The 14,841-nt window shown below is 70.7% G+C and carries 14 protein-coding genes; 8 read left to right on the top strand and 6 right to left on the bottom strand.

What is annotated here, in order from left to right:
• Nucleotides 1-666, top strand: a complete 666-nt coding sequence (locus PHZ_RS19025) for an RNA-binding protein (RefSeq protein WP_012523987.1) — start codon at nt 1-3, stop codon at nt 664-666.
• A 72-nt stretch (nt 667-738) separates the two neighbouring features.
• A complete protein-coding gene (gene infB / locus PHZ_RS19020; RefSeq protein WP_012523986.1) occupies nt 739-3,723 on the top strand; it encodes a translation initiation factor IF-2 in 2,985 nt (994 codons plus the stop codon).
• A 71-nt stretch (nt 3,724-3,794) separates the two neighbouring features.
• On the opposite strand, the gene PHZ_RS19015 is transcribed toward infB, so the two are convergent.
• A complete protein-coding gene (locus PHZ_RS19015) occupies nt 3,795-4,295 on the bottom strand; it encodes a GNAT family N-acetyltransferase (RefSeq protein WP_012523985.1) in 501 nt (166 codons plus the stop codon).
• A 60-nt stretch (nt 4,296-4,355) separates the two neighbouring features.
• Here PHZ_RS19015 and PHZ_RS19010 point away from each other — a divergent pair, with 60 nt between their 5' ends.
• The 6 genes from PHZ_RS19010 (at nt 4,356) to pnp (ending at nt 9,832) form a co-directional block, all read left to right on the top strand.
• Nucleotides 4,356-4,856, top strand: coding sequence for a DUF2939 domain-containing protein (locus PHZ_RS19010; protein ID WP_012523984.1), 501 nt, complete (start codon nt 4,356-4,358; stop codon nt 4,854-4,856).
• Between the two features lie 35 nt (nt 4,857-4,891).
• The gene (locus tag PHZ_RS19005; protein ID WP_012523983.1) at nt 4,892-5,680 is read left to right on the top strand and encodes a dienelactone hydrolase family protein; all 789 of its coding nucleotides are present in this window, start codon (nt 4,892-4,894) and stop codon (nt 5,678-5,680) included.
• 102 nt (nt 5,681-5,782) lie between these two features.
• Nucleotides 5,783-6,220, top strand: a complete 438-nt coding sequence (gene rbfA / locus PHZ_RS19000) for a 30S ribosome-binding factor RbfA (protein WP_012523982.1) — start codon at nt 5,783-5,785, stop codon at nt 6,218-6,220.
• Nucleotides 6,220-7,149: a tRNA pseudouridine(55) synthase TruB gene (gene truB / locus PHZ_RS18995; RefSeq protein WP_012523981.1), complete on the top strand. Its 930-nt coding sequence runs from the start codon at nt 6,220-6,222 to the stop codon at nt 7,147-7,149. The genes rbfA and truB overlap by 1 nt, the downstream gene beginning before the upstream one ends.
• Before the next feature lie 18 nt (nt 7,150-7,167).
• Nucleotides 7,168-7,437, top strand: a complete 270-nt coding sequence (gene rpsO / locus PHZ_RS18990) for a 30S ribosomal protein S15 (protein ID WP_012523980.1) — start codon at nt 7,168-7,170, stop codon at nt 7,435-7,437.
• A 247-nt stretch (nt 7,438-7,684) separates the two neighbouring features.
• Entirely contained in the window at nt 7,685-9,832 is a 2,148-nt protein-coding gene (pnp, locus tag PHZ_RS18985) for a polyribonucleotide nucleotidyltransferase (RefSeq protein ID WP_012523979.1), read from the top strand.
• Nucleotides 9,833-10,005: 173 nt separating this feature from the next.
• Here pnp and dnaA read toward each other — a convergent pair whose 3' ends face one another.
• The 5 genes from dnaA to mutM all read right to left on the bottom strand — a co-directional run bounded on the left by dnaA (nt 10,006) and on the right by mutM (nt 14,783).
• Nucleotides 10,006-11,460, bottom strand: a complete 1,455-nt coding sequence (gene dnaA, locus PHZ_RS18980) for a chromosomal replication initiator protein DnaA (RefSeq protein WP_012523978.1) — start codon at nt 11,458-11,460, stop codon at nt 10,006-10,008.
• A gap of 396 nt (nt 11,461-11,856) precedes the next feature.
• Nucleotides 11,857-12,126 (bottom strand): 30S ribosomal protein S20, encoded by a 270-nt coding sequence (gene rpsT / locus PHZ_RS18975; RefSeq protein ID WP_012523977.1) that lies wholly within the window; start codon nt 12,124-12,126, stop codon nt 11,857-11,859.
• Nucleotides 12,127-12,241: 115 nt separating this feature from the next.
• A complete protein-coding gene (locus PHZ_RS18970) occupies nt 12,242-13,021 on the bottom strand; it encodes an enoyl-CoA hydratase (protein ID WP_012523976.1) in 780 nt (259 codons plus the stop codon).
• A gap of 30 nt (nt 13,022-13,051) precedes the next feature.
• Nucleotides 13,052-13,912: a TraB/GumN family protein gene (locus PHZ_RS18965; RefSeq protein WP_012523975.1), complete on the bottom strand. Its 861-nt coding sequence runs from the start codon at nt 13,910-13,912 to the stop codon at nt 13,052-13,054.
• Between the two features lie 7 nt (nt 13,913-13,919).
• Nucleotides 13,920-14,783: a bifunctional DNA-formamidopyrimidine glycosylase/DNA-(apurinic or apyrimidinic site) lyase gene (gene mutM, locus PHZ_RS18960; RefSeq protein ID WP_012523974.1), complete on the bottom strand. Its 864-nt coding sequence runs from the start codon at nt 14,781-14,783 to the stop codon at nt 13,920-13,922.
• Between the last annotated feature and the right edge of the window lie 58 nt (nt 14,784-14,841).

Raw genomic sequence — 14,841 nt, 5'->3', positions numbered from 1 at the left:
ATGGAGAAATCCGCCGCTAAGGCTCCTTCCACCCACGCCGAGGCCTCGCGCCAGCGGCGCGACATCGTCTCGGGCGAGGTCATGGAGGAAGCGCGGCTGATCCGCTTCGTGGTCGGCCCCGACGGGCAGGTCGTTCCCGACCTGGCCCGCAAGCTGCCCGGACGGGGCCTGTGGGTCGCCGCCGACCGCGCGTCGGTGGAGACGGCGGCGAGGAAGGGCCTGTTCGCCCGCGCCGCCAAGGCCAAGGTCCAGGCGCCGCCCGACCTCGCCGATCGGGTGGAAAAGCTGTTGCGGGCCAGGCTTTTGTCGGCCCTGGGCCTTGCGCGGCGCGCCGGCGACCTTACCTCGGGGTTCGAAAAGGTTTCCGCCACAATCGCATCGGGCAAGGCCGCCTGGCTGATCGAAGCGCGCGACGGCGCTGCGGACGGCCGGCGCAAGCTCCTGGCGCTCGTCCGGAAGCAGCCGAGGCCACCGGGGCTGTTCGGCGTCTTCGCCGCCGAGGAATTGAATTTGGCCTTGGGCGGCGAGAATGTGATACACACCGCCTTCCTTGCGGGGCGAGCCGCCGAGCGCTGGACCTGGGATGTCCGGCGTTTCGAGGGGTTCAGTCCGCTCCTTCCTGAGGATTGGCGCGAGGAGCCTATCGAGGCTAGGCGGGAGCCTTAAGAGGGGTCCCGCCCTCGAACCGTTTGAGAAAGATGGGCCGGGATCCGCCCGGCCGGTGAGTAAAGCGAGCGCATGAGCGACGAGAACAACAACGGCCGCAACTCCGCCCCGGGCGGACGTCAGCCCCTGACCCTGAAGCCGCGAGCCGCGGGTTCGGTCAGCTCGGGCACGGTGAAGCAGAGCTTCAGCCACGGCCGGACGAAGACGGTGGTCGTCGAGACCAAGCGCGCCCGCACCCATGCGCCGGCGGGCGGGAACCTCGCCGCGCCGTCCGCCGCCGAGCGCCGCGTGTTCGAGCCGCAGAAGCCGGCCGGGCCCGCCCAGGCGCCGCGCGCCCCGCAGGGCGCCGGCGACGGCCTGTCGGCCGAGGAGCGCGCCGCCCGCCAGCGGGCGATCGAGCTCGCCCGCCAGCAGGAGGCCGACCGCCGCGCCCGCGAGGAGCGGGCCCGCGCCGAGGCCGAAGCCGCCCGCGCGGCCCAGCAGAAGGCGGCCCAGGCGGCCGCCGAGCCTCCCGCTGCGCCGCCGCCTGCACCTGCCGCTCCGCCCGCCGCCGCGGCTCCGGCTGCGCCGGCCGCCGAGGCGGCGCCCGCGCCCAAGCCGGCCCCTTCGCCCCGGCCGGTCCCGCCGTCCGCGCCTGCGCCGCAGGCTGCGCGCCCGGCCGCCGAGGCCCCGCCCCGCCAGGCCGGCGCCGGCCAGACCCGCACCTACCAGCCGTCGCCCGATCGGCGCGACGACCGGCCCAGCACGACGACCTATCGTCCCGAGCGTCCGAGCAACCGCTTCGACACCTCGACCTTCAACCAGCGCGCGCCGCGCCGCGACGACGACCGCGGTCCGCGTCCGCCGCGCCGTGACGACGACCGCGGCCCGCGCCGCGACGATCGTCCCCAGGGCGCCCGGCCCGAGGGCGGCGGCACCGTCCGCTATTCGGCCCTGGCTCCGCGTCCCGCGCCCGGTGGTCCTCGCGGCCCCGGCGGGCCCCGCGGTCCCGGCGGCCCGCGCATTGGCGCGGCCGCCCCGCCGGCGACCCCCGAGATCCAGCGCGCCGCCCGCCAGGCGCCGCGCCCCGGCATGGGCGTCGACCGCCGGCCGGACGAGGACGACCGCCGCCGCGATCCCGGCAAGGCGATCAGCCGCGCCAAGGGCGCGCCGAACCGCCGCGAAGGCCGGCTGACGATCCAGGCCGTGGCGGGGGACGCCGACGGCGCCGAGCGGATGCGGTCGCTGGCTTCGGTCCGCCGCGCCCGCGAGCGCGAACGCGAGAAGCGCAAGGGCGGCGCCCAGGAGCAGGCCCGCGTGGCCCGCGAGGTGGTCATCCCCGACGTCATCACCGTGGGCGAGCTCGCCAACCGGATGGCGACCCGCGGCGTCGAGGTCATCAAGTTCCTGATGCGTCAGGGCGTGATGCTGAAGATCAACGACGTCATCGACAACGACACCGCCGAGCTGGTGGCCACCGAGTTCGGCCACACCGTCAAGCGCGTGTCCGAGGCCGACGTCGAAGAGGGCTTCATCGGCGCCGAGGACGTTGACGATCACCTGCTGCCGCGTCCGCCGGTCGTGGCCGTGATGGGCCACGTCGACCACGGCAAGACCAGCCTGCTGGACGCCCTGCGCTCCACCGACGTCGTGTCGGGCGAGCACGGCGGCATCACCCAGCACATCGGCGCCTACCAGGTGCGTCTGGCCGACGGCCAGCGCGTGACCTTCCTGGACACGCCCGGCCACGCGGCCTTCTCGGCCATGCGGATGCGCGGCGCCAACGTCACCGACATCGTCATCCTGGTGGTGGCGGCGGATGACGGCGTGATGCCGCAGACGGTGGAGGCGATCCAGCACGCCAAGGCGGCCGGCGCCCCGATCATCGTGGCGATCAACAAGATCGACAAGCCCGACGCTGACCCGACCCGGGTGATCAACGAGCTGCTGCAGCACGAGATCGTGGTCGAAAGCCTGGGCGGCGAGACCCAGGCGGTCGAGGTCTCGGCGACCCAGAAGATGGGCCTCGACGACCTGATCGAGAACATCCTGCTGCAGGCCGAGGTCCTGGACCTGAAGGCCAACCCCGACCGCACCGCGGACGGCTCGGTCATCGAGGCCAAGCTCGACAAGGGCCGCGGCGCCGTGGCGACCGTGCTGGTCAAGCGCGGCACGCTGAAGCGCGGCGACATCGTCGTGGCCGGCTCGAGCTGGGGCCGCGTGCGCGCCCTGCTGAACGAGCGCGGCGAGCAGCTTCAGGAGGCGACGCCGTCCACTCCGGTGGAGATCCTCGGCCTCGACGGCACGCCCGATCCGGGCGAGCCTTTCGCCGTGGTCGAGAACGAGGCCCGCGCCCGCGAGCTGACGGAATACCGCCAGCGCGTGAAGCGCGAGAAGGCCGGCGCGCCGGTCGCCTCTGCTTCGCTGGCCGACATGATGGCCAAGCTCGCGGACAAGAAGGTCTCGGAGCTGCCGGTCATCATCAAGGCCGACGTGCAGGGCTCGGCCGAAGCCATCGTGGGCTCGCTGGACAAGCTGGCCACCGACGAGGTCCGCGCGCGGATCATCCTGTCGGGCGCCGGCGCGATCAACGAGAGCGACGTGCTGCTGGCCAAGGGCGCCGGAGCCCCGATTCTGGGCTTCAACGTCCGCGCCTCGAAGCAGGCTCGCGACCTGGCTGAACGCGAAGGCGTCGAGATCCGCTACTACGCGATCATCTACGACCTGATCGACGACATCAAAGGCGTGCTCTCGGGCATGCTGGCGCCGATCCAGCGCGAAACCTTCCTGGGCAACGCCGAGGTGCTGCAGGCCTTCGACATCACGAAGGTCGGCCGCGTCGCCGGCTGCCGCGTCACCGAAGGCGTCGTCCGCAAGGGCGCGCGGGTGCGGATCGTGCGCGAGGACGTGGTCATCCTGGAGCTGGGCGTGCTCAAGACGCTCAAGCGCTTCAAGGACGAGGTCAACGAGGTGCAGGCCGGACAGGAGTGCGGCATGGCCTTCGAAGGCTTCCAGGACATCAAGGCCGGCGACGTCATCGAGTGCTTCAACCTCGAAGAGGTCAAGCGGTCGCTGTAGCCCTGAGCTCTATGACGATGTGAAGCCCCGGAGGTCTCCTCCGGGGTTTTTCATTTCAGGCGTTTTTCGGTCTAGGGGCGCTCCAGGCGGTAGACCGCGCTCAGGCCCTTGCCGAGGTCGGCGTCCGGCTGACGGACCATGCCGATCTTCTCCAGCACCCGCTGGGAGCCCCGGTTCGCGAGGTCGGTGAAGCCGATGACATGGGTGGCTGCGGTGTTGGCGAACGTCCAGGCGGCGACCGCCCGCGCCGCCTCGGTGGCCAGGCCCCCGCCCCAGAACGCGGGCAGGAGCGCGTAGCCCAGCTCCAGCTCGCCCGTCGGGGGCCAGAAGCTCACGCCGGCCCGTCCGGCGAAGGCGCCGTCCCGCGTGAAGACCGCCCACTTCGAATGGCCCCGGGCCGCCTGTTCGGCGACGAACCGCGCCAGCGTCTCGGCCACCTGCGCGTCGCTCCAGACGCCGCCGAAGTAGCGGCCCACCTGGGCGTCCTGATGCAGGCGGGCGAGCAGGCCGAAGTCGTCCGCCGCGAACGGGCGGAAGACGAGGCGCTCGGTGGTCAGGATCGGTTCAGCCATGCCCTGGCCTTGTAGCCAGCCCGCGTGCGTTATGTCAGGGGAAGCGGCGACGGAGGTCCCATGCGCATCGTCATTCTGAGCCTGATCGCCCTGGCGCTCACCGCCTGCGCCTCGGTGCGCAAGCTGGACGCGGCGAACGACGTCCACGCCCTGCTGATCGCCATCCGCGACGACGACCAGGCCGCCTTCGACGCCCACGTGGACCGCGCCGCCCTCAAGCAGGAGATCGAGGCCCGGCTGGTGGCGGAAGGGCGCAAGGACGAGCGCCTCGGCGGCCTGGCGGCCATCCTGGCCCCCGCCCTGGCCGACCTCGCCGGCGAGACGCTGGTGCAGCCCAGCGTCTTCCGGGGCGTCGCCGAGTACTACGGCTACACGCGCGAGACGAAGATCCCCGGCCCTCTGGCCATCTCCCAGGCCCTGAAGCCCCTGCCGGACGGGCGGATCTGCGCCACCCGCAAGCAGGACGGCCCCTGCCTGCTGATCTTCACCAAGGGCCCCGACGACCGCTGGCGGCTCTCGGGGTTCGAGGGCGACATCAAGGAGCTGCGCCTGAAGGGCTGATGGGGCTAGGCTCTCCGCAACGGGGGAGGGCTTCCATGGCATACGCGGCCGCGCTGTCGGACTACGACCGGTTCAGCTTCGGGGACGGCCGCTGGGTGCGGGACGTCTACCGCCGCGGCTCGGGCCCGGCGGTGATCGTCATCCACGAGATGCCGGGCCTGCACCCTGACGTCATCCGTTTCGCAGACCGCGTGGCCGAGGCGGGGATGAGCGTCTACTGCCCGGTGCTGTTCGGCGCGCCGGGCCGGCCCGCGACCCATCCCGCGGGCGCGCTGACGATGCTGGGCGGCCTGTGCGTCCGCTTCGAGTTCAACGCCTGGCGGGCGGGGCGCTCCAGCCCGATCGTGGACTGGCTGCGGGCCCTGGCCCGGCAGGCCCATGCCGACTGCGGCGGCAGGGGCGTCGGCGCGGTGGGCATGTGCTTCACGGGCGGCTTCGCCCTGGCGATGGTGACGGAGCCCGCGGTCGTGGCCCCGGTGCTGTCCCAGCCCTCGCTGCCGCTCGGAAGGCGCAACGCCGCCGGGATCGATGCGGCCCCGGCCGGGGTCGCCTGCGCGCGCCGGCGGCACGCCGAGGAGGGCCTGAAGGTTCTGGGCCTGCGCTTCACGGGAGACCCTTTCGTGCCGGACGCGCGGTTCGAGACCTATCGGCGCGAGTTGGGCGAGGCCTTCGAGGCGATCGAGATCGATCCTGCCGACGCCCGGCCCGGCGGGCTGAAGCATCCGCACTCGGTGCTGACCATCAACCTGAAGGAGGACGGCCCGACCAAGGCGGCCGAACAGCGGGTGATTGCGTTCTTCCGGGAGCGCACGGGTGCGGCCTGACCCCCCCCTGAACTCTGGACTTCGCGGGTCGACCTCACTAGAAGCCCGCCCTTCCCTGACGGGCGCGTCCGACCCGCGCCTCAGGCCGAAAGGTTCGAGACCATGAAACGCCCCTCCTCACACGGCCGGCGCCCGCCGCAAGGCCCGTCCCAGCGCCAGCTCCGCGCGGGCGAGCTGGTGCGCCACGCCCTGGTCGAGATCTTCCGCGAGGAAGAGATCAACGATCCTGTCCTGGCCGGCGTCTCGGTCACGGTCACCGAGGTGCGGGTCAGCCCCGATCTGCGGCACGCGACGGTGTTCGTCGAGCCCCTGGGCGGCGAGCATGCGGACGAGGTCGTGCAGGCGCTGAACCGGCACGCTCGGTTCCTCCGGGGCCATCTCGGCCGCGCCATCGAGCTGCGCTTCACGCCCGAGCTGAAGTTCCTGCACGACGAGAGCTTCAACGAGGCCGCCCGCATGGCGAAACTGTTCGACGATCCCAAGGTGCGCCAGGACCTGACGCCGCAGCCGCCGTCGGACAGCTGGAAGGACGAGGACTGATGGCGCGTCGCAAGCGCGGCCAGGCCGTCTCGGGCTGGATCAACCTCGACAAGCCCTACGACCTGGGCTCGACCCAGGCGGTGAGCCGCGTGCGGCGGATCTTCGACGCCCAGAAGGCGGGCCACGCCGGCACGCTGGACCCCCTGGCCACCGGCGTCCTGCCGATCGCCCTGGGCGAGGCGACCAAGACCGTCCCGTTCCTGATGGACGCCGACAAGGCCTACCGCTTCACCATCGCCTGGGGCCGGACCACCGCGACCTACGATCGGGAGGGCGAGACCCTGGCCTCGTCGGACGTGCGCCCGACGCTGGCCCAGGTGGAGGCGGTGCTGCCGCGGTTCGTGGGCGAGATCCAGCAGGTCCCGCCGGCCTATTCGGCGATCAAGGTGGACGGCGAGCGCGCCTACGACCTCGCCCGCGCGGGCGAGACGGTGGAGCTGGAGCCGCGGACGGTGGTCATCCACGCGGCCCGGATCGCCGACGCCGTGGACGCCGATCACGTCACCCTCGAGGTGGAATGCGGCAAGGGCACCTACGTGCGGGCGATCGTCCGCGACCTGGCCGAAGCGCTGGGCGCCTGCGGCCACGTGAGCGAGCTTCGCCGGACGCGGGTGGGCTCGTTTACCGAGGCGAACGCCGTCACGCTGGATATCCTTGAGGATTTAGGGCATAAGGCCCGCCAATCGGAGGCCCTGCTTCCGGTCGAGACCGCGCTGGACGACATCCCGGCGCTGGCCGTGACCGACGAAGACGCCTTCCGATTGAAGCAGGGACGGTCGATCGTTCTCGTTCCCCGACAGGTCGAAACCGTGAAGGCCGGGCTCAAGCCGGGCTCGCGCACCGTTTCGGCGATGGCGGGCGGATCGTTGGTCGCTCTCTGCGAGATGCGTGCGGGCCGGCTCGAACCTTCGCGCGTCTTCAACCTTTGACGAGAGCGGAGAAACCCGATGTCGATCACGGCCGAACGCAAGGCTGAACTCATCAAGACCCATGCCCGCGGCGAAGCGGACACGGGCAGCGCCGAAGTCCAGGTGGCGATCCTTTCCGAACGGATTTCGAACCTCACCGAACACTTCAAGACGCACAAGAAGGACAATCACTCGCGCCGGGGCCTGCTGAAGCTGGTCTCCCAGCGCCGGTCGCTCCTCGACCACCTGAAGAAGGCCGACCAGGCCCGCTATCAGGACCTGATCGAGAAGCTCGGCCTGCGTCGCTAGTTGGTTTACCGAGGACCCGTTCGGCAGCCGCCGTCGGGTCCTCGCCACATTTACCGCTGCTCCTCCGCGACAGGCCGGAGGGCCAAGCGGCGGCCAGGGGGACCCGAACGTCGGGCTTCCCCTTTTCGTACGTGAGGGTTCGAACGAAATCCTCGCCTTGCCTGTCTGACCTGGAGAGGATTTCGGAAGTCCGACGCCCTGTCCGCCCCCGCCGGGAATACGCCCGCGGGATGAGAAAGAAGCCAAAATGTTCGATATCAAGCGCAAGACGATCGAGTGGGGAGGCAAGACCCTCACGCTCGAAACCGGCCGCATGGCCCGCCAGGCCGACGGCGCGGTGCTCGCCACCTACGGCGAGACCATGGTGCTGGCGACCGCGGTGTTCGCCAAGTCTCCCAAGCCCGGCCAGGACTTCTTCCCCCTGACGGTGAACTACCAGGAGAAGTTTTACGCCGCCGGCAAGATCCCCGGCAGCTTCCCCCGCCGCGAAGGCGCGCCCTCCCAGAAGGAGACGCTGACCTCGCGCCTGATCGACCGTCCGATCCGCCCGCTGTTCGTGAAGGGCTTCAAGAACGAAGTGCAGGTGATCTGCACCGTCCTGGCCCATGACCTCGAGAACGACCCCGATATCGTGGCCATGGTCGCCGCCTCGGCCGCCCTGGTGCTGTCGGGCGTGCCCTTCATGGGCCCGATCGCCGCCGCGCGCGTCGGCTACGTGAACGGCGAGTACGTGCTGAACCCCACTCTCGACGAGATGAAGGAAAGCGCGATGGACCTCGTCGTGGCCGGCACCGCCGAAGCCGTGATGATGGTCGAATCCGAGATCAAGGAGCTGACGGAAGAGCAGGTCCTGGGCGGCGTCACCTTCGCCCACAAGGGCATGCAGCCGGTGATCGACGCGATCATCGAGCTGGCCGAGCACTCGGCCAAGGAGCCGTTCGACTTCCAGCCGGACGACACCGACGAGATCGCCGCCAAGGTGAAGGACCTGATCGGCGGCGACCTGCGCGCCGCTTACCAGATCACCGGCAAGTCCGAGCGCCACGCCGCCATCGGCGCGGCCAAGGAGAAGGCCATGACGGCCTTCGCCAAGTCCGAGGCGAACCCCGAAGGCTACGACGCCAACAAGCTGGGCGGCGTCTTCAAGGAGATCGAGGCCGACATCGTCCGGCGCTCGATCCTGGAGACCGGCAAGCGCATCGACGGCCGCACCGTCGACCAGGTCCGTCCGATCCTCGGCGAAGTGGGCGTGCTGCCCCGGGCCCACGGCTCGGCGCTGTTCACCCGCGGCGAGACCCAGGCGCTCTGCGTGACCACCCTGGGCACCGGCGACGACGAGCAGCTGATCGACGCCCTCGAAGGCAAGTACTTCGAGAAGTTCATGCTGCACTACAACTTCCCGCCGTTCTCGGTGGGCGAGACGGGCCGCATGGGCTCGCCCGGCCGGCGTGAAGTCGGTCACGGCAAGCTGGCCTGGCGGGCGCTCCGCCCGATGCTGCCGTCCTACGAGGAGTTCCCGTACACGATCCGCATCGTGTCCGAGATCTTCGAGTCCAACGGCTCCTCGTCGATGGCCACGGTCTGCGGTTCCTCGCTGGCCCTGATGGACGCCGGCGTGCCGCTGAAGAAGCCGGTGTCGGGCATCGCCATGGGCCTGATCCTCGAGAAAGACGGCTTCGCGGTCCTCTCGGACATCCTGGGCGACGAGGACCACCTCGGCGACATGGACTTCAAGGTGGCGGGCACCGCCGACGGCATCACGTCCCTGCAGATGGACATCAAGATCGCCGGCATCACCGAGGAGATCATGAAGAAGGCCCTCGAGCAGGCGAAGGGCGGCCGTGATCACATCCTGGCCGAGATGAACAAGGCCATGACGGCGCCCCGCGCCGAGCTGGGCGAGTTCGCGCCGAAGATCGAGACCATCAAGATCCCGGTCGACAAGATCCGGGAAGTGATCGGCTCGGGCGGCAAGGTGATCCGCGAGATCGTCGAGAAGACCGGCGCCAAGATCGACATCGGCGAGGATGGCACGATCAAGATCGCGGCCGCCGAGCAGACCAAGATCGACGCGGCCAAGGAGTGGATCAAGTCGATCGCCTCCGAGCCCGAGGTCGGCCAGATCTACACCGGCAAGGTCGTGAAGATTGTCGACTTCGGCGCCTTCGTGAACTTCTTCGGCGCCAAGGACGGCCTGGTCCACGTCTCGCAGATCTCGAACGAGCGCGTGGCCAAGGTCTCGGACGTGCTGACCGAAGGCCAGCAGGTGAAGGTCAAGCTCCTGGGCTTCGACGACCGCGGCAAGACCCGCCTCTCCATGAAGGTCGTCGACCAGGAGACCGGCGAGGACCTGTCGAAGTCGAACGAGAAGGCCGAAGAGCCGGCGGACGCGTAAGCGCCCCATCCTTCGGGAATGCGAGAAGGCGGCCGGAGCAATCCGGCCGCCTTTTTCGTGTGGTTCGTGGCCGCCTCGCGGCGGCTCGCGCCTCCGCCGCGGCGAGGTGGCGGCAAGAGAAAAGGCCCGCCGTCGCCGGCGGGCCTCTCGTCAGTCGCTCTCCTGGAAACTTGTCAGCCGCGCAGCTTTCGCAGCAGCACGTCGATGTCGCGGGCGATGGCGGCGTCCTCGGCCTTCAGGGCCTCGATGCGGCGCACCGCGTGCAGCACGGTGGTGTGGTCGCGCCCCCCGAAGCGGCGGCCGATGTCGGGCAGGGACCGCGTGGTGATCTGCTTGGCCAGCCACATGGCGACCTGGCGCGGCCGGGCGACCGCGCGGGCGCGGCGCTCGGAGATCAGGTCGGCCTGCTTCAGCGCGTAGTGCTCGGCGACGGTCTTCTGGATCATGTCCACGGTCACCTTGCGCTCGGTGCAGGACAGGTGGGGCCGAAGGATCGCCTGGGCCTCGTCCAGCGTCAGGCGGGCGATGTCGCCGCCCACGCGGGCCACCAGGGTGTTCAGGGCCCCCTCCAGCTCGCGCACGCTGTCGGTGAAGCGGTCGGCCAGGAACTGCAGCACCTCGGGCCGCGCCGAGGGGTGGAAGCGGCCCTGGGTCGCCAGGGTCAGCAGCTTGCGCTCCAGGATGCCCAGGCGAAGGCTCCGGTCGGCCGGCTCGATGCCGCAGACGAGGCCCGCCTGCAGGTGCGAGCGCAGCCGCGGCTCCATCTCGGACAGCTCGGTGGGCGAGCGGTCGGCGGTCAGCACCACCCGGCGGCCGTCCTCGACCAGGGCGATGAGCGTGTGGAACAGCTCCTCCTGGGTCTGGGTCTTTCCGGCGACGAAGTGGACGTCGTCGATCAGCAGCAGGTCGGCGTTGCGCAGGTCGTCCTTGAACGCCTGCGTCTGGCGGTCCTGCAGCGCCTTCACGAAGGTCGTCGTGAACCGCTCGGCGGTCAGGTAGACCACCCGCTTGTCCGGGGCCGTGCGCATGGCTTCCCAGGCCAGGGCGTTCAGCAGGTGGGTCTTCCCGAAGCCGTAGGGCCCGTGGAACAGCACCGGGTTGAAGTGCCCGTCGGCCCAGGTGGCCACGCGGCGGGCCACGGCGAAGGCGAATTCGTTGGCGGGGCCCGACACGAAGGTGTCGAACGAGAACCGCTCCTGCAGGCCCTGCAGGCGGCCCTGGCGGGCCGCGACGGGCGCCACGGCCTCGACCTCGAACACCTCGGCGGCGGGCTCGGCGTTGGCGGCCCGGGGCGGGGCGGCGGGCGCGGGGGCGACGGCGCCAACGGATTCCACCTCCATCCGCGACTTCAGGTCCAGGCGCCGGCCCAGCGGGTCATTCTGCGCCCACAGCTCGCCGATACGGCGCCATGCATGGCGGCGGATCCAGTCGCGCGCGACGCCGGTGGCGGCCACCAGGCACACCTCGTCCCCGGACTCGCGCAGCGCGGCCTGGCCCAGCCAGGACCCGAAGGTCGCCTCGCCAAGTTCCCGCTTGAGGACCTGGCAGGTCTTCGTCCACACGGCCCCCGCCGGCGCACCTGCCATAGCTCCCGCAGCCCCCCTGCTCGTCATCCCTCGCAACCCCATCGACCTGTCGACATCCAGCCAGGGCCCCGAACCCCCCGACTGGAATTTTCTCAATACACACAGGCTCTTATCCGGCGAACGCAAGAGCTCCGCCGGCGTCTCGTTGTGACCCGAGAACAGTCCAAAGACGCCTGTAAGAACCCCGAGACTAGTCGGGGGGCCCCGTCGGTCAACGGTGATTCTTCGCGCTGTCGACGGATATTTTGATTGACTCCCAGCGGACCCTTTTGAGGCCAAGGGAAAGGTCGAAAAACCGGTCCGGGGGCTGAGCAGATTTGTCGCGGGGCCGGTTCCGGCGGCGTCTCGCGAGCACAAAAAAACAGCGCCCGAAACCGGGCGCTGCGTACCGAAATCCTAGTGGTGAAGGAGGGGAACGGCGCCCCCTCCAGGCCGGACTCAGGCGGCCGACAGCTTCTTCAGCCGGGCGGCCAGGCGCGAGACCTTCCGGGCGCCGGTGTTCTTGTGCACCACGCCCTTGCTGACGGCGCGCATCAGCTCGGACTGGGCCTGCACGAACGCCGCCTTCGCGGCGCCGGCGTCGCCCGAAGCCAGGGCTTCCTCGAACTTCCGGAGGAAGGTGCGCACGCGCGAGCGGCGGGCGGTGTTCACTTCGGTGCGGCGGGCGATCTTGCGGACCGCCTTCTTGGCGCCGGGCGTATTGGCCATTCGTCTAAGCTCTCGAAACGGATCGCGCCCGGCCGGGTAGCCGGGCGGGCAAAATTGGAGGCGCGGATATACGCAAGGCGGGCTCCCGGGTCAATGCCGGAAGCGGCCCTGCGGATCAGCGGCCCTTGAAGTCGGGCTTCCGCTTCTCGACGAAGGCGGCCATGCCCTCCTTCTGGTCCTCGAAGGCGAAGAGCGAGTGGAACAGGCGCCGCTCCACGGCCACGCCGGTGGAGAGCGTGGTCTCGTAGGCGGTGTTCACCAGCTCCTTGTTCATCATCACCGCCAGCGGCGACTGGGAGGCGATCTTGGCCGCCGCCGCCAGGGCTTCGTCCAGCAGCTTGTCGGCGGCCACCACGCGCGAGACCAGGCCCGCGCGCTCGGCCTCGGCCGCGTCCATCATCCGGGCGGTCAGCATCATGTCCATGGCCTTGGACTTGCCGACGAAACGCGTCAGCCTCTGGGTGCCGCCGATGCCGGGCATGACGCCGAGGTTGATCTCGGGCTGGCCGAACTTCGCCGTCTCGGCGGCGATGATGAAGTCGCAGAGCATGGCGAGCTCGCAGCCGCCGCCCAGGGCGTAGCCGGCGACCGCGGCGATCACCGGCTTGCGGAACTGCTCCAGCCGCCGGGCGGCAGGCGTGAAGAAGTCCATCGAGAACATCTGGGCGTAGGTCTTGTCCGACATCTCCTTGATGTCGGCGCCGGCGGCGAAGGCCTTCTCCGAGCCGGTCAGCACCACGCAGCGGACGGTCTCGTCCGCCTCGGCGGCGTCGAGCGCCTGCGAGAGCTCGCCCAGCAATTGGGTGTTCAGGGCGTTCAGCGCCTCGGGGCGGTTCAGGCGGATCAGGGTGACGCCCGCGCTGGGGCTCTCGACGAGGATGGTCTCAAAGCTCATGGCCGGCTCCGCTGATGGATCGCCCGCGGATTAAGGCCCCTCGACCGAATAGCCAAGCGCCCGGAGCCGCCCGGGCAGGCCGCCCTCGCCGATCAGGTGGCCCATGCCGACCACCACCACGGTCCGGCCCGCGCCCTTGAGCCGGGCGTCCAGCATCGCCGCCCAGCGCGCGTTGCGCTCGTCGACCAGCCGCCGGAACAGCAGCGGCGAGGCCTGCCGCAGCGGCCGCAGGGCCTTGCGCTCGAGGACGCCGAGGTCCCCGTCGGCCCAGGCGCGGACGAGGGTCTCGAAGGCCGCCGGATCGTCCTCCATCTCGGTCATCGTGACGCGCAGGGAGGCGATCTGCGCCTCGAGCGGCGCCTCGTCGAACACGGCGAGCTGCTGGGCCGGGGTCTCGAAGGCGCGCCGCTCGGCGGCGGGCGGGGCGGCGGCCTCGACCGCGGCCTCCACGCCGTTGGCGACCCCCGCGCCGGCCCGGCGGTAGGCGGCGCCCGCCAGGGCGAGCTCGGCCAGCCAGGGCTCCAGCCGGTCCAGCACGGTCTTGTCCACGCCATAGGCCTCGGCCACTCCGACCAGCCGCGCGACGTCGTCGGGCGGCAGGATGCGGAACAGCGACCGGTCGGGGGGCAGCACCCCCTTCTCCCCCGCCAGGCGGGCGCTCTCCTGGTCGGCTCCGGGGCCCGCGGGCAGCTCGAACCAGAGGTCGTCGGCGCGGGCGAGGGCGCGCGAGAGGGCCGGCGGGTTCCAGTCCAGGCCCGGCGGCAGGACATGCACCGAGCCGAACAGCACCATTTCGGAGTCGGCGTCCTTCACCACCCACACCGGCGGCCGCGCTGCGGCGGGGCCGGCAAGGCCGGCGCAGGCGAGCAGGGCGAGGACGAGGCGTCTCATTCGCCCGTCATCTCTGGCAAACGGGGCAATAGAAGGTCGAGCGTCCGGCCTGGACCTCGCGGCCGATCACGCCCCGGCAGCCGTCGTTCCGGCACGGCTGGCCCTCGCGGTCGTAGGTGCGGAAGCTGTGCTGGAAATAGCCCAGGGCGCCGTCCGCCTGGGCGTAGTCGCGCAGGGTCGAGCCCCCTGCGGCGATGGCCTCGCGCAGCACGTCCTTGATGGCGGCGACCAGGACCTCGATCCGGGGCCGCGAGATGCGCCCGGCCGGCTTGAAGGGCGAGATGCGCGCCCGGTTCAGGGCCTCGCAGACATAGATGTTGCCCAGGCCCGCGACGATCCGCTGGTCCAGCAGCAGGGTCTTGGGCCCCTGCCGGCGGCCGGTGAAGGCGGCCTTCAGGTGCGCGGCGTCGAAGTCGTCGGAGAGGGGCTCGGGCCCCAGGCCCGCGAACCACGGATGCAGGTCGAGCGTGGCCGTGTTGACGAGGGACATGTAGCCGAACCGCCGGGGATCGTAATAGGTGATCCGCACCCCCGCCTCTGTCTCGAAGACCACGTGGGCGTGCTTGGGGTCGGGGTCCGGCGCGTAGTGGAACCGGCCCGGCCGCTCCTCGCCTTCGGGGTGGGCGATTTCGAACCGGCCGCTCATGCCCAGGTGCATGACAAGGGTGTCCTCGCGGTCCAGCCGCCCCAGCAGGTACTTCGCCCGCCGCTCCAGCTTCACGATGGTCGAGCCGGTGAGGATCTGGACGAAGCCCGGCGGCAGGGGGAAGCGCAGGTCGGGCCGGCGAGCCTCGACGCGGACGAGCCGGCGGCCCTCCAGGACGGGGGCGAGGCCCCCGCGGACCGTCTCGACTTCGGGCAACTCCGGCATGGCCTTCGCTTGGCACGCGATCGCTGGCGCGTCGAGGGTTCAGCGGCTAAGACGCCCC

It is taken from the genome of Phenylobacterium zucineum HLK1 (assembly GCF_000017265.1).
Taxonomy (GTDB): Bacteria; Pseudomonadota; Alphaproteobacteria; order Caulobacterales; family Caulobacteraceae; genus Phenylobacterium; species Phenylobacterium zucineum.
Note: the sequence above shows the minus strand (reverse complement) of the source record. Positions and strands in the feature narration are given on the sequence as shown.